Genomic DNA, 21,464 nt, shown 5'->3' with positions numbered 1-21,464 from the left:
GTCTCATTCCTCCTGTAAATTCAACCTCTGTCCATCCATGATCATGGATGGATAATCTATTGCTGTTCCTGCAATTTTTGCAAAGGAACGCAAAAAACACCCGTCCCGGCAAAGGGACGAGTGTTGTATACTCTCGTGGTTCCACCCTAATTCAGCTGCTTCATCCGTATTGGAAGTACAGCCCTCATTGGCATGACGGTAACGGGCATGACCCGGCATATCCTTACTCATGGATGACTACCTGTATTATAGAGGCAATATTTATATCCATTTTCAAAACTGCAGCTACAAAGGGGTAAACCAAACGTGGCATCCGGAGGAAATTTCAGCCTAGTCCCCTCTCTCTGCACTGACCGTGCGTATGGTTCTTGTCTTTGTCAAAGCTTTTGTTTATTGTTCCATAACAACCTCAAATAAATATCATGGATCAACAGTTATTATAATTGCCGATATCACTTGCGTCAAGACCTGTCAACAATCCGGAGCGCAGCACTTCACACTCAGGGCAATGATGGCATAATTGCACCTTGTCTTCAAAGATCTGACGGATCGTAGAGATGATAGGCAGATCTGGAGTGCGTGTATGCAGCATGACCTTTTCAGGCGAGATGGAGATCAGCGTACTCACGATCATGTCTTCGATATCCATTTCCAATTCAAGTCCAGGCATCTCTACAACGACCTGTTCATCCTTTTGTACGGGCAGCACATTAAGCGCAGCATCCAATACTTGAAATTCATGCAAACCTTTGTGTATCAAATGCACAAGAGGTACTTTCGCCTCCTGAAAGAACACAAAATATTTGAGTAGCCCCATAAACTCTTCATATTGACGATCCATCCAGAATTCATCCAGCGCATATTCTACCAGCTCATGAAGTTCCTGCTTATATGGCCGAATCCGGAAATTAAGAATGCCTTCAAGATTAAAAAAATGCACCTCTTCCAAATCTTGCTTCAAACCATTGGCCAAAGTGGTACGGCGACGCTCGCGCAGGCCTGGCTGATCCAAGTCCCCATTGAATAATAAAGGCATGCAAATCCGATTTACCTTCTCCACCTCATGTTCATCCATGACTGAGCAGGCCTTTGAGATCATCTCTTCCACCATAATACGTTCACGTGTATCCATGATGTAATCTGCAAGTCCAGTGGCAAGCAAATCACTGATCTGAGGCAGCCACTGCTGGAAGTCAGCGTGATTCTCATTGCCTCTGCATACCCAGGCCGCTCTTCCGTCATTATGTTTGAAGGTGAGCCGAAATCCTCTTTTGCTTATATGTAAACCTTTGGTTTTTTCCTTCACACAACGATAAAATTGATCCGCTTCCTCCTGCCCTGATACATCGGTCCATACGGCGAACAGTTCCATAAGAATCACTCCTTTCCTTCCTGTTCAAAGTATATGGCAAGGCTGATAGGGATATACGAAGCGGATTGATGGAAAGCGTGTCATGATTTCTCAGTATATTATCAATCTGTTTGGAGTTAAGACAAAAATGTGTTATTATTTTTATAACAGTATGTTTCACGGAAAAGGGGGGAAGCCAAAATGAGACAACAACCAAGAATACTCCGTTACGCTTTTATTATCATTTTGTGCGTATTCCAAGCGTTGTCCTTCCCTATTCCGATGCAGTCGGAATCCGCTGTCGAGGTAACCGTTGAGACGACTTCCAACAAGGAAGTGCTTGTCCACACATTGGAGTCTCAGCAGAAACCTGCCATTCGCAAATACCCACAAGTCATGTCGAAGTTGATTGCGGTCACGCATAACAAACCTGTCTTTCTTGTGCTCGCTTTGTTGCTAATGCTGCGAATTCCTACACCGCGTCTACCCTTTAAACCGTTGATTTGTCTGTTTAAACGCAGATTATTTCTGCTACCCATCAAATTCACCAGTATGTATGTATCTCCCACCCCTATAGCACCAAAATACGTGAACGCTCTTAACTAGCCTTTACACCGTATTTTAGGTTGCTTTGCATGGAGACACCTCTGTCTGATAGACGGTGTGCTTGTGCATAACTTTTAACCCTTTTAGCAAATGTTAGATATCGATCAGCCTCATTGGCAACACCTATTTGTTAGCATCTATTTTGTTATCCCCATTTTCATTAAAAATTCACAACACAAGGCTGTGTGTCAGAAGTCCCTGGCTCTGTTTACCCGCATCATTTAATGTTCCTAAGTTCAGCTGTTCATTCTATTTTCGGGAAATAAGCCTGTCTTCTGTGGCCAGCCCTCAATTTAAGGAGGCATACTATCCATGGATGTACGCGAAACAGATTTGCCGGGAATCGGCAAGAAATTTCAGATTGAAACGAGCAGTGGAGATAAAATTATTGTCATTATTCACGATGACGGTCGCCGGGAAATGTACCATTTTGAGTACGATGATCCAGACCAAAGCATCTCCATGATTACACTTGATGACTATGAAGCAAGACAGATTGCTGCCATCGTTGGTGGATTGACCTATAAACCAAAGCAGCTTGAAAATATTGAAGTAACGTTTGACGATCTGATTATTGAATGGTACAAAATCGAGCCATCCTACGGATGTATCGGTAAATCTATTGGTGAACTGGACGTACGTCAAAACTCAGGGGCAACGGTTATTGCCGTTGTAGAGAAGAATCACAAAAAACATATCAGCCCCGGTCCGGAGGTCGTGATTAGTGCAGAGTCCACGGTAGTAGCCGTTGGCGAACGCAATCAGCAGAAACTGTTTAAATCCCTCCTCCTGACTGGAAGGGGGTAAATAGATGGATCATTTGATATTCGAAGTAGGTCTGGCCCTTGTGCTCATTGCGGCAGCCGGCCTTTTATCGGCAAAACTAAGATTTTCGGTCGTTCCGTTTTATATTCTGATCGGGATGGCTGTTGGGCCACATGCTATGAAAATCTGGCATCTGGACTTCCGTTTCATTGAAAGTCAGCCGTTTATTGAGTTTATGGGCCGCATTGGTATTCTCTTCCTGCTCTTCTATCTAGGGCTGGAATTCTCGGTTGGTCGTTTGATCAAATCGGGTAAATCCATTGCAGTCGGCGGGTCTATCTATATTGGGATTAACTTCACGCTGGGATTAATATTCGGTTTTATGTCCGGTTTCCCAGTTGCAGAAGCACTTATTATCGCAGGTATAACTACCATCTCTTCCAGTGCCATCGTGGCCAAGGTACTCGTGGATTTGAAACGAACGGCCAATCCTGAAACAGAGATGATATTGGGTATTATTATGTTCGAAGATGTATTCCTCGCTGTATATATCTCGATCTTGTCCGGACTTGTGCTTAGTGATTCATCCTCCATCGGAGGCGTCATCATGTCCGCACTTATTGCTCTCGGATTCATGCTTATCGTGATTATCCTTGGACGCAAAGCAACACCGCTACTAAACAAATTGCTTAAAATTCGATCGAATGAGCTATTCTCTCTCGTTGTATTCGGAGCCTTGTTCCTGGTAGCCGGCTTCTCTGAAACCATTCATGTTGCCGAAGCGATTGGTGCATTACTGGTTGGTCTGGTGCTTGCTGAAACAGAACACGCGAAACGGATTGAGCACTTGATTCTACCGTTCCGTGACTTCTTCGGAGCAATCTTCTTCTTCAGCTTTGGATTGTCTATTGATCCGTTGTCCTTGGGTGGCGAAGCCGTATGGTTAGCTCTGATTGCAGTTGTTATTACATTGTTCGGTAACTTCCTGGCAGGTATGATGGCCGGACGCAGTGCAGGACTATCGCCCAAAGCATCGGCGAATATTGGATTAACCATTGTGTCACGGGGTGAATTTTCCATCATCTTGGCCAACATGGGTAAAGCCGGAGGACTGTTGCCAATGATTCAACCGTTTGCCGCGCTCTATGTCCTAATTCTGGCCATTCTGGGTCCTTTATTAACCAAAGAGTCCAAACATGTATTCCGTTTATTGGATAAAATATTCAAGTTCAAGGATCCTCGGAAAAAGAAAGAAGAACCAAAGGTTCTACAGAAAGAAGGATAATTCCTTATGTCTGTACAGAACAGACACACTAACGTACTTCGCGGCTCTTATGCCGATCTTTCTGTGACTAACCCAGGGAGAATGGCTCGAAAGCCGCACTAAGGAGGATGACCTATGAAAGCACCTCTGATATCGGCTAATCCGGTGCCACAAACCGCCAAGACCAGATTATCATCTGCCCGTCGCATGTTGAATTTATTGTTTGTAATCGCGGGTGGAATTCTGGCCTCCGTGGGACTTGAATTGTTTCTACATCCCAATAAGATCATTATTGGAGGCATTACAGGTATCTCTTCGTTGTTCGCCCACTGGACCGAAATGAGGATTGGTTTGTTCCTGTTTTTGTTCAACGTTCCGTTTATCTTTCTGTCCTATAGACTCGTGCAAAAGAAATTCGTACTGGTCACTGTTCTGGGTTTGGTTGTCTTTTCGATTGGTGCCATTGTGCTTCATCCCATGCCGCCGCTTGTCGAGCACCCGCTGGCTGCCGCCATGTTTGGCGGATTATGTCTCGGTCTAGGAATCGGTCTAGTCGTGCGGTATGGTGGGACACTGGATACGCTGGAAATCGGTGATCCGTCCTCCCGTCCACCTGAACGTGTATTTAGCGGGAAACGGATGCTTATCGAAAAAATAATCATGCTGCTCAACTTGTTGATTCTAACCGCCGCTGGTGTTGTCTTCGGTTGGGATCAAGCGATGTACTCGGTAATTGCTTATCTCATTGCATATGAAATGGTGTATATTGCATTCCGCGGATTCACAGCTAAGCGCAAAATATGTATTTTAACCACGCAAAGCGCTCAAGTTGAAAAAGCCATCCGTAAACGGCTGCGCCGTGAACCTGGAACATTGGCTGCTTCAACGGATCCAGGGCATCCTGCTGTCGCTGAAGGTTGGATCCAACACATTCCGGGAGCACTCTACTATGAGATTCATTTCCTCGAAATGATCTGGCTCAAATCCATTGTGCGTCATATTGATCCACATGCAGGTATTGTGACAAATCCGGAAAAATAATAGCTCATGTAAGTTGAACTAAAGATATTTACACTGACACTACGATGACAGAACAACCTTCCAATCGCTGTTATCCCCAGATTTTTTCGATTCCCTTTTCTGAAGGGAAAAATCCGGGGATAAAGGCGAACGCTTCGCTTATTCAGGTTTTTTCTGTCCTCTTCGTTATCGTGTAATTTTAATTCAACTTACAAAAAACGCTCTCTTCCCTTATGAATGGACAGTATTGTCCAGTAAGGTCAGAGAGCGTTTTTTTCTGTTATCAGACTTACTTGTTATTATAGCTCAACGATGGCTTTGACTACATGTGAATCTGACAATAACCATTGATCTATTGCAGTAGGTAACTCATCAAATTCCACTCGGTGTGTGATATACCCATCCATGCTTAATTTCTTTTGACGCAAGGTCGACAGGACTTGTTCAAAATCTTCACGGGTTGCGTTTCGACTGCCCAAGATACTCATCTCCCGCTTGTGAAATTCGGGGTCATGAAAGGTAATATCCGCTTTCACCAGTCCCACGAAAATAAGTTGACCACTATGAGCAACATATTGAAGCGCCTCATTCATCGAATTCACGTTACCTGTTGCATCGAAGACAGCTGTAGCATAGTCGCCTCCCGTAATTTCAGCCACTTGTTGTACAGAATGTTCATTGGCCTGTACCAGGTCATCCGCTCCAGCCCAAGTCCGGCTAAGCTCCAGCCTGTCCAGATTACGATCAACGGCAATAACACGCGCCCCCGCCTGTTTGGCAAATGCCATCACACCCAATCCAATGGGGCCAGCTCCAATCACAACCACATGCTCACCATACTTGATTCCCGCTCTTCTGACGGCATGGGCTCCAATGCTTAATGGTTCTACCATTGCCGTCTCATCCAGCGTCAAACCTTCTGCTGAGAGCAGATGTGAGACAGGCACGCTGATTTTTTCTCTCATGCCTCCGTCTACGTGCACACCCATGACTTGCATGGACGCACAACAATTGGTTTTTCCACTGCGACATGCAATACAGTGACCGCAGTGCAGATACGGAATAATACTTACCTGATCCCCAGGCTGTAATCCTGCCTCGTTCGGACCGATTTCTTCAATAACAGCCGCCAGTTCATGACCCAGAACACGAGGATAGGTAAAGAATGGCTGATTGCCTCTGTATGCATGCAGATCTGTGCCGCAGATACCAATTCGTCGGATAGTAACCAACGCCTGATTCTCGGTTCTTTCGGGTTCAGCTATGTCTCGCAACGCCAAACGATTTATTTCTTCACATATAACTGCTCTCATTCCTGTTCCCCCTTCGATGATGCTTGTGACTTCATGTTATATTCAGGACGGCCGCTGGCCCAGCTCTCATTATGAATTGGTGCCAGGATTCGGAGTACCTCCGATAACAGTTCCTGATCTAATGGTTCCTCAATCCAGGCTGCATTGTTGCGGATATTATGTTCACTTGCACTGCTGACCAGTGTCGTTGGAATCCGTTCATTGACTGTTGCAAACTGCACGGCAAGCTTCGCAATATCGCTGCCCTGTTCCGCGCAGAACCGCGCCGCTTGCAGGCAGACCTGCTTCACGCGATCATCTGCCGGGTGCCAGGCAGGAGCTCCTCTTGTACTTAATAAGCCCATAGAAAGAGGCGAAGCATTGACGAGGCCAATTTCTTTTTTTTCCAACAAGGGCAATAACGACAATAATGAGGTATCATTCAATGAATAATGACAATACGAGATGATCGCATCCGCATCGATCTGTGGCAGAACCTTCTCGAACAACGGTAGGGGCAATCCACAAATCCCTGCATGGCGAATGACTCCCTGCTCCTTTAGGCGAAGTAAGGTTGGGAAAGCTTCTTCAATAATAATATCGGCCGGGACAAACTCGATGTCATGCAAGAACAGGATGTCGATATAATCGGTATGCAGTCGATCCAGACTCTCTTGTACACTATCATGTATCCGCTTACGCGAAAAATTAAATGCATTCTCCCCATAACGTCCAGCCTTGGTCGACAACGTAAACGAGCTACGTGGCAAACTACGGATGGCTTCTCCAAGCACCGATTCAGCCTTCGTTAATCCATAATAGGGCGAAACATCTATATAGTTCATCCCTGCATCTACAGCGGCGTGAACCGTACGAACACCCTCACCTCGGTCAATATCACGAAATACTGAACCTAGAGAGGATGCTCCAAAGCTCAGTACAGGTACTTCCAATTCCGTCTTCCCAAGTCTTCTTGTATTCATCGGCCTGCCCCTTCCCAGCATGTCTGCTTACTCACGTGTCCTTTCATTGTAACAGTTGAATTTCAAACTAAAATATCGCCAAATGCGTAATATGTACTGTTTGATGATCTGTGAATAATCGCTTGGTGTGAAGTGAAATTAAAAAGTCCGCCGATTCCCCCTTAAAGAGTAATCAACGGACTTCATATCCAAACTGACTGAATGATTCTTATCCATTCAATTCATCAGCGTGATGTACTATAAAATAAATATTAGTTCTGCATTACAAAATCTTGTTGAATGGCATTATTCTCATCAAACGTCCGCAGGATGTCATATCTTGTGTTACGCTGTGCCGGAATATAACCGGACTCCCGAATCAGTTGCGTAATGGAACCAATGTTGACTTTGTACGTTGCGCCTGCAGCAGATACCACGTTCTCTTCAATCATGGTGCTACCAAAGTCATTGCAGCCAAATTCGAGTGATTTTTTGCCGACTTCAGGTCCCATCGTTACCCATGAGGATTGAATGTTTTTGATGTTGTCCAACACCAGTCGACTGATCGCTACCGTCTTCAGGTACTCTTCTGGTGTCTGACGCTCCAGCTTCAGGTTTGTATTATCCGGTTGGAATGTCCAAGGAATGAACGCCAGGAATCCTTCGGAATCATACTTGTTCGCAATGCACTCATCCTGAGCTTCACGTACACGAAGCAGGTGCAGTGCGCGCTCTTCCATCGTTTCACCAAGGCCGATAACCATCGTTGCCGTTGTGTTCATACCGATACGGTGAGCTGTCTGCATAACATCCATCCAATCGCGCCATGAACCTTTCAAACGGCTGATTTTGCGGCGTGTACGGTCATCCAGGATTTCCGCACCACCACCAGGCAGAGAATCGAGTCCCGCTTCGTGAATTGCACGTACAACCTCTTCCAAAGTAAGACCGTCGGACACTTCAACCATTTTCATAATTTCAGCTGGCGAGAAGGAGTGCATCGTAATATTAGGGAAACGCTCCTTGATCGCTTTGAGCAGGTCAGTGTAATAGCTAAACGGCAGATTCGGATTCGTTCCGCCTTGCATCAAAATCTCGGTACCATTTACGTCTTCGGTTTCTTGAATCTTCTGGAAGATGACTTCATCGGGAAGTACATATCCTTCGTCAGAGCCAGGTCTGCGGTAGAAAGCACAAAAACGGCAGTACACATCACACACGTTCGTGTAGTTGACGTTACGCCCAATTACAAATGTTCTGTATGGTTCGGGGTGCATGCGTTTTACAATCACATTGGCGGCGGCCCCGATTTTGTCTACTTCATTTGATTCAAACAGCTGAATCGTGTCTTCCAAGTCCAAACGTTCGCCCCGAAGGGCTTTATCTAAGATACGGTCTACCGTACTCATCGTAAAAAAGCCTCCCTCATGAAGAGAAAATATAATCACGATCCGTCCCAACTTGCTCATATAGATGAAAGTTTTGGTGGCAACATCGCATTTCTGTACTCCACATATCGTAACACAGGTTACATGTGAAAAAAAGCACCTTATGAGAAGGTGCTTTAAAAATTAATAAAAATGTTTACATATGCTATCTATTTCATTTCTTTTTCAGCGGGCTCTAACACCCGTGTTTCAATACTGTTCGATCCTACGAGTCCTGAAGTGCCTGATCCAGATCTGCAATCAGGTCATCGATGTCTTCCAGACCTACAGAGAAGCGCAGTAATCCGTCAGTTATACCCCGATCACGGCGAACCTCAGCCGGCATAGCCGCATGAGACATCATTGCAGGATAAGACAAGATACTTTCAACCGCACCCAAACTCACGGCAACAATTGGCAATTTCACACGATTAAGTACTGCCTTGGCCCGATCGCCTGAACCAACGTCAAATGACACGACTGCCCCGTATCCGCTTGACTGACGTTCATGAGCTTCACGGCCGGGATGATCCAGCAGCCCCGGATAAAATACAGCCGTAATATCACTGCGTCCACTAAGCCATGCAGCCAGCTTCGCTGTGCTCTGTTCACTGTGTGCCATACGCGCACCCAAGGTCTTCATACCACGCATCAGTAGCCAGGATTCCTGAGCCCCGAGCACGGTTCCAAGTCCATTCTGCAATTGTTTTAGCTGTGTACCCAATGAATCCGTACGAGCAACGGCTAAACCTGCCAGCACATCACTGTGTCCGCCAAGAAACTTGGTCGCACTATGTACGACAATATCCACCCCGAGCTCAATCGGACGTTGGTAATAAGGCGTCATGAAGGTGTTATCAAGAATGGAGATTAACTCATGTTCCTGTGCCCAGGAGGTGACTGCAGCAATATCCGTGATCCGAAGTGTCGGGTTGGATGGTGTCTCCATATAGACTGCCTTCGTGTTCGGTTTGAGTGCTGCCTTTACTTCCTCAATATTGGTCATATCCACAAAGGTAGTCTCAATCTGCATCCGGCTCAGAATGGAAGTAAGCAGTCGATACGTTCCTCCATATACATCTTCCGTCACAATCATGTGATCGCCTGCCGAGAACATCATGAACACACTGGAGATGGCAGCCATGCCTGAGGAATAGGCAAATCCGCGTGCCCCACCCTCCAATAATGTAATGTAATCCTCCAATGCCTGACGAGTCGGGTTACCGGAACGACTATAATCATGTTGAGGTGGATTAAAAATATCAAAATGATGGAATGTGGAGGCCTGATAAATTGGCACACTGGAAGCCCCGGTGGTTTTATCGATTTCATCACCGAAATGCAGCAGCTTGGTATCGAACTTCAGGTCGGAATGAACATTCCGTTCATGATTGTTAGCATTATTGTTTTGCTCACTCATGATGCGTTCCCCCTTCTATCTCCTGCTGTGCAGCTGTGAGTGCATTGCCCAGATCAGCAATCAGATCTTCGGCGTGCTCGATCCCTACAGAGAAGCGCAACAGACGGTCATCTACACCTACCGCGTCACGAATTTCAATCGGAATATCCGCATGGGTCTGTACCGCAGGATAAGTCATCAATGACTCTACACCCCCGAGGCTTTCCGCAAAAGCAATCAGTTTGATGTGACGAAGCAACGGTTCAACATAACGAGCATCCTTTACTTTGAAAGAGAAAATGCCTGTATTTCCACTGGATTGTTTATTCTGTATTTCAAATCCGGGATGATCCGACAAACCAGGATGATACACTTCATTAACGGCTGGGTGCTCCAAAAGGTACTTGGCAATCGTCAAAGCATTATACTCATGCCGCTCCATGCGAAGAGCGAGTGTCTTCATGCCTTTCATCAGCTGATAGGAGTCGCTTGGAGACAACACTGCTCCAATAGAATTGTGCAGGAATGCCATTTCGGCCGACAATTCTTCCCCTTTGGTAATAATTAATCCGGCAAGTACATCATTATGACCACCCAGATACTTCGTGGCACTATGGATAATGATATCAGCACCGAGTTCAATTGGACGCTGGAAGAACGGAGTCAGTAGTGTATTATCCACAATGGTCAGCAAGTTATGGCTCTTAGCCCAGGAGCATACCGCTTCCACATCCGTAATCATCATTAGTGGATTGGTTGGTGTCTCAATAAATACCGCTTTTGTATTCGGCTGACGAATACTTTCCAGAGCTGCCAGGTCATTGGTATCTACGTAACTTGCCGTCACACCAAATCGAGACAGGATGCGTTCAAGCAACCGATACGTTCCGCCGTACAGATCCAGCGATACAATCAGATGATCCCCTTGTCCAAATAAAGCGAAAATCGTTTGCAAAGCAGCCATGCCGGAGCTACAGGCAAAACCTGCATCACCGGATTCCAACGCTGCCGCTGCTTCTTCCAACACTTTACGAGTTGGATTGGTCGTACGAATATAATCAAATCCCGTGCTTTGTCCAAGCTTTGGGTGGCGAAACGCAGTGGATTGATAGATCGGAAAATTAATGGCGCCCGTTACCGGTTCATTGATAGACCCAATTTGGGCCAATCGACTTTCGATTTTCAACTTATTGTCTTCCATTGCAGCATCCTCCTGTAATGTCGATTAGATTTGCGGACCAATATCGTAAGGTGTCTCTTGATACACATAGTAATTGAGCCAATTAGAGAATAATAAGTTTGCATGTGCCCGCCAAGTGGCCGGGGGAACACGGGAAGGATCGTCATTCGGGAAATAATGTCTAGGCAGCGCAATGTCCATGCCTTTAGCTGCATCACGGTCATATTCCCATTTCAATGAAAGAGGGTCATACTCAGCATGTCCGGTTGCAAAAATCTGTTTGCCGTCTTTGGTAGCAACCAGGAAAATACCCGCTTCCTCAGATTCAGCCAATATTTCAAGGTTTTCATTTTTTTCAATATCTTCACGCCGCACTTCCGTATGGCGGGAATGAGGGACGTTGAATACTTCATCAAATCCGCGCAGCAACTGCACATTGGATCTGTTGATCGTATGTGAGAATACGCCAAAACATTTTTCATCCAATGGAACTTTGGGAACTCCAAAATGATGGTATAAACCCGCTTGGGAAGCCCAACATATATGCATGGTCGAAGTCACATTGGTTTTGGTCCATTCGAAGATCTCCTGGATTTCTTTCCAATAGTTCACGTCTTCAAAATCCATTTGCTCTACAGGAGCGCCTGTAATGATCATGCCGTCAAAACGGCGGTGTTCAATCTCATCAAAGGTTTTGTAGAACAAGTCCAAATATTCCTGGGAAGTATTCTTGGACGTATGAGACTTCGGATGAACCAGAACGATATCTACCTGAATTGGTGTGTTACCCACCAGACGAAGCAATTGTGTTTCTGTCGTTTCCTTTGTGGGCATCAGGTTTAATATAGCGATACGTAGTGGACGAATGTCCTGCTGGTAAGCAGATGTCTCGTCCATGACAAAGATGTTCTCTCCTGCAAGTACTTCCTTGGCAGGCAGTGTGTCTGGAATTTTGATTGGCATGGTGTTTCTAACTCCTCCTTGTGCATAAATAGATGCAGCCACTGCGGAATCGATACGATTCGCATCCGTACAGTTATAGGCTGCCATGAGCTTGCCTGCAGGCGCTGAATTGCAACCACATTGCTGGCGGCAAGCTCAAGTTCCTTAGCGAAAATCACTGCTGAGAAGTCGGTGCATATAACAAAGACCTTCCTCGGATTCCGAGAAAGGTCATATGTAAATAGATATGCGCCTCTCTCATCTCTCAGTTACAACAGTGTCACTTGGACACTTGGTCGCTGCAAGAATTAGCACCGTGCGGTATACCGCCGGTTGCCGGGTTTCATCGGGCCAGTCCCTCCACCTACTCTTGATAAGATTTCGCTTTATTCAATTGTAAATACTAGTGTGGTTCACCTTTTACTTTAAGACATTAATCCCCTCACGTCAAGGTGTAGTTCAATGTCTGTTCCTCAGGATCGGAACCGTTCATCATCCGTTGTCATACACTGCTCCAGGGCGCGAAATCGACACATTTTTGCGCTTGAAAGGACCCTGTACCAGCGGTATACTAGACAAGTGTTATAAACCCTTATGTGAGAGGTGACATATTCAATGGATGGCGACCCGAGGCCTGACTGGCAGCCGAATTCCGACAAACTGCATAGAGAATTGATATCAGCATGCCGGCAGCGGGACGTTACTTCCGTTTGATTATAGAGCGAACGCAGTCCTGACTTCCAGGCTCCGCTGCCGACCGGCTGATCTGTTCTTTTTGCGCCCATATTGATGAAATCCGCCCATTTGGCGGGTGCAGAAGGAGTAGATGAATAATGAAAATCCGGTTGGTAAATAACGGTGTATTTATTCCGGTGGACGACATTCAGCAGGCGCTGACTCCACCAGCGGAGGGGTTTTACTGGATTGATGCGGACGTAGACGATTTGGCGGTACTTCAACCGCTGTTCATGATGCATGATCTGGCCGTGGAAGACTGTTTGAGTGACGAAGAACAACGTCCGAAGATTGAAATTTATGAGAGCCATTATTTTATTGTTATTAATAGCATTCGTTTTGATGATGAAGAGATTTTTTTACGTGCCGTCAACTTGTTCCTTGGCAGACACTTTATTATCAGTGTGACCAAACAGAAAGTTAGCGAATTGCGAACATTGAAACCGATCCTATGGGAACAGGAAATTAGTACGCCGGATAAGCTGCTGTATCTGCTGGTTGACTTGATTGTTGATAATTATTTCACCGTAGGTGACCGAATTGAAGCGCGTATCGAGAAGCTAGAAGAAGACATTTTGATGCACACCAAGAAGTCTCATCTGAATGAGATTATCGGGTTGCGCAGTGAGATTTTGTGGCTGAAGAAAGTGCTGGGACCTCAGAAAGAGGTCATTAACACACTCAATAAAAAAGATCTGCGTCTTATTGATGATCAACTGCAAAAGTATTTCAGTGACATTTATGAGAATGCTGTGAAAATATCCGAAACCTTTGAGACTTATCGCGACCTGATGGGGAACTTACGAGAAGCTTACCAATCCAGTATCGCCAACCGGGCGAATGAAATCATGCGTGTGTTCACCGCCATTACCACGGTGTTCATGCCGCTGACCGTTATCACTGGCATCTATGGGATGAACTTCACGAACATGCCTGAGTTGGACTGGAAATATGGTTATTTCGTGGTTATTGGCCTAATGGTTACGCTGGGCCTAAGCATGTTCTTTATTTTCCGCAAAAAAGATTGGGTTTGAAATAGCAAAAGACGAAGCGCTCCACTTTTGGAGACGCTTCGTCTTTTTTATAATTAGTTTATTGTATGACAACTAACGTTCTATTTCCAATCTAGCCTGCATTCTGCTCTGTCTCTGTGTGACGACGAAACCGGATGCGAATCATGCGCAGTCTTTCGTAGACCTGCTCCAGATTGCTCCCGCCAGGCTTCTCTTCTCCATACACCTTATGTAACACGGGCTTCAGAAACGTATCTCCCAGCTCCTCGTAGGCGCTCCATACCGCCTCTTGCTCATCTTCGGGCATGACAGCAAGCTCCGCATCGAGTAGACAATCTGTGTCATACCCCTCCAAATCCAGTGCCTCTAACAGTTCAATTAGCTCCCGACGGGACAATCCGGAACGATTCACGATCTCCTCTAACGTATATCCTTCTTTCATCCCTTCAAGTACCTGCTTCCGTGTGGTAAATCTGTCTAGCTCCTGCTTGTATTTCTGCTCTCTCTGTTTGTACAACCAGCTCTCATATTCTTGTTCCTTCAGAACCGAGTACACCCACTCTAGCGGAAAAGATGTGGAACGTTCCAGTCCATTCGTAAGCTCCAACCATTCAGCTCCGTACTCGGAAGCCTTGCTCTCTCCTACGCCAGGCAGTTGCATCAATTCATCGATGGTTTGTGGAACAAATGCACTGATCATGCGTAACAACCGGTTTGTTGCAATAAAATAGGGAGCCTTCCTGTCAGACGCTGCTCTCTTCCTGCGCCATATGCATAGGTCCATATACAGCCCCTCATTGCCATATAATTCACTGTAACAATGAAGACGTTGACCGCCATAACTGCGCGACTTCAAATCATCATTTTCGTGAAACATACCCTGCAGCAACGGACGATATCCTTCGCCCATCTGTATGGCTAACTGATGACGATAAACATGTAACAGCTCGTCCCACGAACTGCCAGCATACCAGATGTCATCCGTTCGATCTCCTTCCTCATATCGGCTCCATCCCAGATGCCACGCTCCTTCTTCTTCACCGATCCACAACTGCGCATGCTCTTCATTCTGACCTGACATTCTGGATAATCTGTTCATGAAAATGACTTCCATTTCTTGTCCCTCCTTCAATAGTTCAGCTCGACACAGTCTGTTTTGTGCTAAATTAAGCAACAAAAAAACACCTCTCCTGCAAAATCCATGCAAGAGAGGTGCTTCCTCATTAACCGTGCTATGCTGTTGCTCATAATATTACCACAATGGAAAAATTAGTCAACTGCTTGTTTGTAAAGCTATTTACTTGTTCAAAGCCAATTTGGCCAACGCAAGCGAACCACACAGTCCTGCGTTATCGCCAAGTCCCGGTGAAACGACATACTGGTCAATTTCGGACTGAAGTGCAGGATGCTGAACGTATCCAGCGAGCAATTCCTGCAGTTTGCTGCGAACCATTGGGAACAGATGCTCCTGCTTCATCACACCGCCACCCATTACAATTTTCTGAGGTGTGAGGATCAATACATAATTCATCAGAGCATGCGCCAGGTAATGTGCTTCAATCTCCCAGGCCTTGTGATCGGCTGGCAGTTCGTAAGCCGGTTGATCCCAACGTTTATTGATGGCAGGACCTGCGGCAAGCCCTTCCAGACAGTCCCCATGATACGGACAGAACCCTTCATACGTATCTTCAGGATGTCTGCGTACAATGATGTGTCCCATCTCTGGATGTGACAATCCATGGACCATTTTGCCACCTACAACTGCGCCTGCACCAATACCCGTTCCGACAGTAATATACAGACAGCTATCCAGGCCTTGTGCAGCCCCCCAGGTTGCTTCCCCAAGTGCAGCACCATTTACATCCGTGTCGAACGTCATCGGTACATCAAAGTGCTCCTTGAGCTTACCAATCAGGTTATACTGACCCCAATGCGGTTTGGGTGTTGTTGTGATGTAACCATAGGTCGGGCTTCCTTCAATCGGATCAATTGGACCAAATGAACCTACACCCAAAGCTTCAATACCTTTACCTTCAAAAAAAGCGATTACTTGAGCCATCGTCTCTTCCGGTGTCGTCGTTGGAAAGCTTACGCGCTCAATAACTTCTCCTTCTTCCGTACCGATACCACATACAAATTTGGTTCCTCCAGCTTCAATTGCGCCTAAAATCGTCATGCTAGTCACTCTCCCAAGTAGTTTAAAATTAAAATGGATCTTCGAATCTGTTCTCTAAACGAGGGCATGAATTAATCCTGTTCAGCAGTTTCGAGCTTGACCAATCGCTTCAATAAGGTCTGCTTCCAGCTGTCGGCTAACGTTGGAATGGCCAGCAAAGCACGCATAGCAACGGCATCCTGCTTCCCCTGATGCATAATTCGATTGGCTTCCAGAATGGTCATTGATGCAGGGTTCGTGCTTATTCGTCTGAATATTGCAGAAGGAGTTACCTCGCCCTCTTGCAACACCCGAAAATAAAATCCGGTATGCCCGCTATCCTGAAAATAAACAGGCAGCTCTTTGTAATCATACCGTGCACCAAGCTTGAAGCAAGGCTGTCTTGGCTGGCTGACCTGTACCGTGGCTTCCCCCAATTCATACACATCACCGATCCGGACTTCTTCCTCCATACAGCCTTCAACTGTCAGATTTTCTCCACAAGCTCCCCAGTCCAGCTTGCGATCCATCAGTTGTTCAAGCGCCGCATAACGACTGTAATCGTATACACAAACTGCCTTATCAGGCCCACCATGATGCTCGAGATCCGCCTGGGCATCCCCTGTCATTCCGGTGAATGACAGGAAGACCGGGCTGGATATGGGATTTTTCACAATGCCGCTCATCACTTCGCGCTTCTGGCCAGGCAAGGCCTGAAGTTGCCCTACGTTTACAGCTAATACCGCCGTTTTGCTTTCATCTGGCTTCCGGTTATGTGTGAGTGTCATCTGATCCTACCTCCCATATTAGCTTTCTTTTAACGAACAGAGCCACCAAAAACAAGTGTATTACTTAACAAGCGGCCCGGGGAAGTAAGCATTTTGCCACCAGCATACATGCCAGAAGATGCACCACCATCCAGGTTCATTGCCTCCTTGGCACCAAGCTTCTGCATGACAGCAGCCCATTCTTTGATCGTCGCTCCTGACACGGTAGCCAACATAACCGAACCGTCGGCCATTATGGCTATACCGCTTCTTGCGCCGGAGGCATTGAGAATTTTGGTATCCTTGAAGCCCTCACTCGTTGGATTTACGGCAATTTTGCCGTCTTTCACCAGACGCGGACCTGCGCCCACAGCGGTGACTACATCTTGCCAAGGGATCTCTTTGCCTGCTGCATTGGTGTATTTATAATTCATCTCTACAGTTGATCCAACGGTGAAGCGATCCGACGAAGATTTCTGATTTCCCGTGAAGACCAGCACCGAGCCATTCTTCGGAATGGCTACATCGGTATTCGGTACTTTCTTGGTGACAATCCCTTTCTCCATCACAACCGCCGTACCTCCTTTGAACCCGACTGTAGATCCCCGCTCTGGCGTGTATAACATCGTAATACTCGCATTCGCGGAAGGTGTTCGGTTAATAAAGGTCGCATACCAACTGCGTGATTTCCCTTCTTTATCTGTTACTTTACCCGTCAGACTCACTTGAAGCGAATCCATGATGGCTGAACCGTCTTCCTTAAACCCGATCGTTGTTCCGTATCTTCCAATATGTATAACTTTGCCGTTTGCTATTAACATGCCGTATGGATCTGGAGCTCCGTTATAAGCTTCAAAAAACGCTCCGTTAATGGCCGCTTGCGCGCCATATGCCTTAACAATCGAAGGTAATGTTGCGGTCTGACCGACCTGCTTCTTCGCCAATCCTACGGTAACTGGTGTACCCTTGGGAATACTAACCGTCTGCACGGTAAAACTGCGTCCTGCTGCTTTTACTTTCTGTACCTTGGTGCTAATTGCCGCTTTGGCATCCGCTGTCTGTGGAGCACTCACCGCTCCTGAAAGGATTACCGGGAAAGCAAGGACGAGGGCCATAGCCCCTGTCCACCACTTTTTGCCCGTCCTTTTTGTCTGCATACTACTCACCCTATTGCCACTCCCATCCAAGAGCCCAGGCTCTTCATCTCAAGTTGTTCGAACTTGTCCATCACCATATCCGGATCAAGACGCAATTCACATACATCCAGTGCACAAGCTACCGGAACAGCACAGTGAATCTCTGCCAGTTTACGAGACAGATGAAGCATATCGAGATCATTCTCAATCTTGTTACGTACCGAAGGGGTAAGTTTATCCATATTGTCCAAAATGCCTTCTATGGAGCCAAACTCCTGCACAAGTTTCAAAGCCGTCTTCTCCCCAATGCCCCGTACCCCAGGATAATTGTCACTGGCATCGCCCATCAGACCTTTCATGTCAATCACTTGACAAGGCGTCAGTTGTTTCTCCGTCATTAGAGATTCAGGCGTATACACCATGTAATTGCCATGACCTTTTTTCATAATAATAATGCTTGTGCGGTCATCAATCAGTTGCAGCATATCATGGTCACCCGTAAGTACCAACACGTTCATATCCGTCTGCTCGGTGTAGTACTTGGCAAGTGTACCGATGCAATCATCAGCCTCATATCCTTGAGCGCCAATATTCGGAATGTTCAAACTATCCATCACTTCACGAATCAGAGCAAACTGAGGAATCAGATCATCCGGAGCTTCCGGACGGTTCCCCTTGTAAGCTGCATACTCTTCACCGCGAAACGTCTTGCCCCCCATATCCCAACAGCATACGACATGACTTGGCCCAAAGGTCTGAACCGCATCCCAAAAATAACGGATAAATCCGTATACTGCGTTGGTTGGCACGCCTGCCTTTGTACGTCTGATATATCCGCTTGCAGATGTTGCATAGAATGCACGGAACAACACCGCCATACCATCTACCAGCAACAAAGTAGGTTCATTACGTTGATTCACTTGAATTTGTTCTCTCCTGTCCTGTATCTAGCAAATAAAATATCGAACTAATTCTATCATTATAGCATAGTTCCGCCAAGGATCGACCAGCCAAAAAAGCCCTGAAATTTGAACATTCAGAGCCTTTTTCACCTTGGTTCATTTAACAATCAATGAAATCATTCATCTATAAATTACGCGTTGTTCCATTCCTGCTCATACGTGTCTTCTTTGAATCCTACGGTCACTTTGTGACCATCCGTAACGATTGGACGTTTAATCAGACGACCATTGGAAGCCAGCAAACGAATCTGCTCTTCTGTGGACAACCCTGGCAACTTGTCCTTCAATTGCTGCTCCTTGTACACTTCCCCGCTCGTATTAAAAAACTTCTTCACTTCAAGTCCGCTCTTCTGAATCAACTCCGTTAATTCTGCTTCGGATGGAGGTGTGTCGAAAATAGGGATTAATTCCAGCTCATGCCCCTGAGCTTCCAGCCATTTTACGGCTTTGCGGCACGTGCCACATTTGGCGTATTGATATACTTTTAGATTACTCATCGTTACTTGTCCTCCTATGTGTGCTCCGGTGGTGCTCCGGTTTCGACTTCTCGCTTCCCTTGGTTTGCTTTGCAAATCCAAAAGTCGCTCCAAACCGATACCATCGCACTGTAATTTTAAACCTCTTTTCGAATGAGAAAAATATACATTCGGTTATATCATTTTAGGATCAAGACACTATGACCTAAGAGCTCTAGAACCAAAGAGCTTATAATCGCAAGACCTTAGCCTACGGCATATTGTTCGGATACATCGCATCCCTCACATGGGTTATCTTACATCCAGTTGATATGCGGACGCACCATGCACTGAAGTCCGCACACAGCGCAAATCACAGGCCGTTTGACAGCATTTCACAATACTTCTCTAGGTGATGCCTCCGTATCCAGGCGAGCCTCCAGGGCAGCCATATCAGCGGGCAACGGGGCTTGGAACGTCATACGGCTTTGCAAAATGGGATGGTCAAACGCCAGCTCACATGCGTGCAATGCCTGACGGGCAATCCAAGTATCTCGTTCCTCCCGAACAGCCATGGTCTGCCCATCGATCTCATGCACAGGAAGGGTCTTGTACATCCGATCCCCAATTAACGGGCAGCCAATCGATGTCATATGTACCCTTATTTGATGGGTTCTGCCGCTCTCCAGCTTCAGATTCACCGCACTGGCACTTCCGCCCGCCCATCGGACAACGGTCGTGTATAACGTTCTTGCCGCATACCCGTCAGGTGTAACGATTCGACGATGCGGCTCTTCGGGATCACGATCAATCGGGCCATCGATGGCCCCCTCTTCTTGTGCAGGACTACCGTGCACTAAGGCAATATATTGTTTATCCACCGTTCCTGCGATCATCTGTTCAGACACATGCTGGTGCACATATGGATTTTTTGCGATTGCCAGCACACCCGATGTTTCCTGATCCAGTCGATGAATCGGCCTGAAGCGGAATCGCTCGCCTTTGGACTTCCAATAATGGACAACCCCGTTTGCCAAAGTACCTGTGTAATGCCCATGTGTTGGATGTACGATGACACCGGAATCTTTGTTCACGATAAGCAAGTGCTCATCTTCATACAGTATCGTAAAGGGAATCGGCTCAGGTAAAATATCATCCGACTCTTCCTGTTCCATTCGGACTTCCAGGACGTCACCTGCGCTAACTTTGACGCTGATGTATACCCGCTCGCCATTCAACATAATTCCCTGCTCTGTAAGTTTGATTCTCGACAGGAGCTTGCGCGAAACCTGTAGGCGCCGCTGAAGCACGGTCTTCAGCAGCCAGCCATCTTCATTTTCGGGAACCGTGTAAATAAGTGGTGAATAATAATCGCTCATTCTTTGTCTTTGCGGCGGAATACTTTTTTGCTCCGCACATACTCAATGTCAGCTACCTGTTGTCTCGCATTGGCAGTCCGAGCTACAACGAAGAAATAATCAGACAGACGATTCAAATAACGTCGTACAGAAGGGTTGATATCCGTGTGCTGTCCGAGTGTTACGGCGCGGCGTTCAGCGCGACGACATACTGTACGGCAGACATGTAATGTGGAAGAGAGCAAACTGCCCCCTGGCAAAATAAACCGTTCCACCTTCGGATTTTCCGCATCATACAGATCAATCCATTGCTCAAGCCGGGTGACCATCTCATCCCGTACTTTATATTTGGTTTCGCTAATTTTTACAAAGGCGAGATCGGACCCGCAATCAAACAATTCTTGCTGAATTTCGAGCAAGTGTTCACGCAAATCCTCAAATTCCCCATTTGCTTGATCAATAAAACTGATGGCCTGCCCAACAAAACAATTCAGCTCATCAATTGTCCCGTAAGCTTCAACCCGGTCATCGTCCTTGATGACCCGTCCACCAATGACTGAGGTCTGCCCCTCGTCACCTGTTCGTGTATATATGCCCATTGTAATCCCTCCTATTGTTAATATCATTCGCATGGTAGAACGCTGGGGTTAAATATAAATGCATTGCCCTTCTAGA

General features: G+C 46.4%; 21 protein-coding genes and 1 riboswitch. Of the genes, 5 read left to right on the top strand and 16 right to left on the bottom strand.

Translation table 11 applies throughout. From position 1 onward, the window contains the following. Positions 1-3: 3 nt before the first annotated feature. Together BLV50_RS15555 and BLV50_RS15550 are read right to left on the bottom strand one after the other, a co-directional pair. Positions 4-231 carry a hypothetical protein gene (locus BLV50_RS15555; protein ID WP_090808681.1) on the bottom strand — a complete coding sequence of 76 codons (228 nt, stop codon included), beginning with the start codon at positions 229-231 and terminating at the stop codon, positions 4-6. A 196-nt stretch (positions 232-427) separates the two neighbouring features. Further along, complete coding sequence (locus BLV50_RS15550; RefSeq protein WP_063564232.1) at positions 428-1,372, bottom strand: putative sporulation protein YtxC; 945 nt, start codon at positions 1,370-1,372, stop codon at positions 428-430. A 180-nt stretch (positions 1,373-1,552) separates the two neighbouring features. Between BLV50_RS15550 and BLV50_RS15545 the strand changes: the two genes are divergently transcribed. The 4 genes from BLV50_RS15545 to BLV50_RS15530 all read left to right on the top strand — a co-directional run bounded on the left by BLV50_RS15545 (position 1,553) and on the right by BLV50_RS15530 (position 5,027). Beyond that, entirely contained in the window at positions 1,553-1,957 is a 405-nt protein-coding gene (locus BLV50_RS15545; protein ID WP_063564231.1) for a hypothetical protein, read from the top strand. Between the two features lie 312 nt (positions 1,958-2,269). After that, positions 2,270-2,764: a cation:proton antiporter regulatory subunit gene (locus BLV50_RS15540; RefSeq protein WP_053780467.1), complete on the top strand. Its 495-nt coding sequence runs from the start codon at positions 2,270-2,272 to the stop codon at positions 2,762-2,764. Between the two features lie 4 nt (positions 2,765-2,768). Continuing rightward, a complete protein-coding gene (locus BLV50_RS15535) occupies positions 2,769-4,007 on the top strand; it encodes a cation:proton antiporter (RefSeq protein WP_063564230.1) in 1,239 nt (412 codons plus the stop codon). Between the two features lie 114 nt (positions 4,008-4,121). Beyond that, positions 4,122-5,027, top strand: a complete 906-nt coding sequence (locus BLV50_RS15530; RefSeq protein ID WP_090808679.1) for a YitT family protein — start codon at positions 4,122-4,124, stop codon at positions 5,025-5,027. A gap of 278 nt (positions 5,028-5,305) precedes the next feature. Here BLV50_RS15530 and BLV50_RS15525 read toward each other — a convergent pair whose 3' ends face one another. The 6 genes from BLV50_RS15525 to metA all read right to left on the bottom strand — a co-directional run bounded on the left by BLV50_RS15525 (position 5,306) and on the right by metA (position 12,229). Continuing rightward, on the bottom strand, positions 5,306-6,319 hold the full coding sequence (locus BLV50_RS15525; RefSeq protein ID WP_090808677.1) for a zinc-binding alcohol dehydrogenase family protein: 1,014 nt from the start codon (positions 6,317-6,319) through the stop codon (positions 5,306-5,308). Then, positions 6,316-7,281 (bottom strand): aldo/keto reductase, encoded by a 966-nt coding sequence (locus BLV50_RS15520; RefSeq protein WP_090808675.1) that lies wholly within the window; start codon positions 7,279-7,281, stop codon positions 6,316-6,318. The genes BLV50_RS15525 and BLV50_RS15520 overlap by 4 nt, the downstream gene beginning before the upstream one ends. 251 nt (positions 7,282-7,532) lie before the next feature. Beyond that, positions 7,533-8,669 (bottom strand): cyclic dehypoxanthinyl futalosine synthase, encoded by a 1,137-nt coding sequence (gene mqnC, locus BLV50_RS15515; protein ID WP_063564227.1) that lies wholly within the window; start codon positions 8,667-8,669, stop codon positions 7,533-7,535. A gap of 244 nt (positions 8,670-8,913) precedes the next feature. After that, positions 8,914-10,107: a trans-sulfuration enzyme family protein gene (locus BLV50_RS15510; protein ID WP_072734033.1), complete on the bottom strand. Its 1,194-nt coding sequence runs from the start codon at positions 10,105-10,107 to the stop codon at positions 8,914-8,916. Continuing rightward, complete coding sequence (locus tag BLV50_RS15505; RefSeq protein ID WP_053780460.1) at positions 10,100-11,287, bottom strand: aminotransferase class I/II-fold pyridoxal phosphate-dependent enzyme; 1,188 nt, start codon at positions 11,285-11,287, stop codon at positions 10,100-10,102. Before BLV50_RS15505 ends, BLV50_RS15510 begins: the two co-directional genes overlap by 8 nt. Positions 11,288-11,311: 24 nt before the next feature. Further along, positions 11,312-12,229 (bottom strand): homoserine O-acetyltransferase MetA, encoded by a 918-nt coding sequence (metA, locus tag BLV50_RS15500; RefSeq protein WP_063564335.1) that lies wholly within the window; start codon positions 12,227-12,229, stop codon positions 11,312-11,314. A 234-nt stretch (positions 12,230-12,463) separates the two neighbouring features. Beyond that, positions 12,464-12,588: riboswitch (SAM riboswitch) on the bottom strand. Positions 12,589-13,041: 453 nt separating this feature from the next. Between metA and corA the strand changes: the two genes are divergently transcribed. After that, on the top strand, positions 13,042-13,977 hold the full coding sequence (gene corA / locus BLV50_RS15495) for a magnesium/cobalt transporter CorA (RefSeq protein ID WP_053780458.1): 936 nt from the start codon (positions 13,042-13,044) through the stop codon (positions 13,975-13,977). A 91-nt stretch (positions 13,978-14,068) separates the two neighbouring features. Here corA and BLV50_RS15490 read toward each other — a convergent pair whose 3' ends face one another. The 8 genes from BLV50_RS15490 to BLV50_RS15455 form a co-directional block, all read right to left on the bottom strand. After that, the gene (locus BLV50_RS15490; RefSeq protein ID WP_090808673.1) at positions 14,069-15,070 is read right to left on the bottom strand and encodes an HRDC domain-containing protein; all 1,002 of its coding nucleotides are present in this window, start codon (positions 15,068-15,070) and stop codon (positions 14,069-14,071) included. A 183-nt stretch (positions 15,071-15,253) separates the two neighbouring features. Then, the gene (locus tag BLV50_RS15485; RefSeq protein ID WP_090808671.1) at positions 15,254-16,132 is read right to left on the bottom strand and encodes an ROK family protein; all 879 of its coding nucleotides are present in this window, start codon (positions 16,130-16,132) and stop codon (positions 15,254-15,256) included. A 71-nt stretch (positions 16,133-16,203) separates the two neighbouring features. Then, positions 16,204-16,899: an MOSC domain-containing protein gene (locus BLV50_RS15480; RefSeq protein WP_090808669.1), complete on the bottom strand. Its 696-nt coding sequence runs from the start codon at positions 16,897-16,899 to the stop codon at positions 16,204-16,206. A gap of 29 nt (positions 16,900-16,928) precedes the next feature. Continuing rightward, positions 16,929-18,035 (bottom strand): phosphodiester glycosidase family protein, encoded by a 1,107-nt coding sequence (locus tag BLV50_RS15475; RefSeq protein WP_256337966.1) that lies wholly within the window; start codon positions 18,033-18,035, stop codon positions 16,929-16,931. 5 nt (positions 18,036-18,040) lie between these two features. Beyond that, positions 18,041-18,934: a 5'-3' exonuclease gene (locus tag BLV50_RS15470; protein WP_090808665.1), complete on the bottom strand. Its 894-nt coding sequence runs from the start codon at positions 18,932-18,934 to the stop codon at positions 18,041-18,043. 173 nt (positions 18,935-19,107) lie between these two features. After that, the gene (locus tag BLV50_RS15465) at positions 19,108-19,473 is read right to left on the bottom strand and encodes an arsenate reductase family protein (protein WP_090808663.1); all 366 of its coding nucleotides are present in this window, start codon (positions 19,471-19,473) and stop codon (positions 19,108-19,110) included. Positions 19,474-19,826: 353 nt separating this feature from the next. Further along, on the bottom strand, positions 19,827-20,810 hold the full coding sequence (locus tag BLV50_RS15460) for an RluA family pseudouridine synthase (protein ID WP_090808661.1): 984 nt from the start codon (positions 20,808-20,810) through the stop codon (positions 19,827-19,829). Further along, positions 20,807-21,388: a cob(I)yrinic acid a,c-diamide adenosyltransferase gene (locus BLV50_RS15455; protein WP_063564220.1), complete on the bottom strand. Its 582-nt coding sequence runs from the start codon at positions 21,386-21,388 to the stop codon at positions 20,807-20,809. Before BLV50_RS15455 ends, BLV50_RS15460 begins: the two co-directional genes overlap by 4 nt. Between the last annotated feature and the right edge of the window lie 76 nt (positions 21,389-21,464).

Source organism: Paenibacillus sp. 276b (assembly GCF_900107875.1).
GTDB classification, from domain to species: domain Bacteria; phylum Bacillota; class Bacilli; order Paenibacillales; family Paenibacillaceae; genus Paenibacillus; species Paenibacillus marchantiae.
Note: the sequence above shows the minus strand (reverse complement) of the source record. Positions and strands in the feature narration are given on the sequence as shown.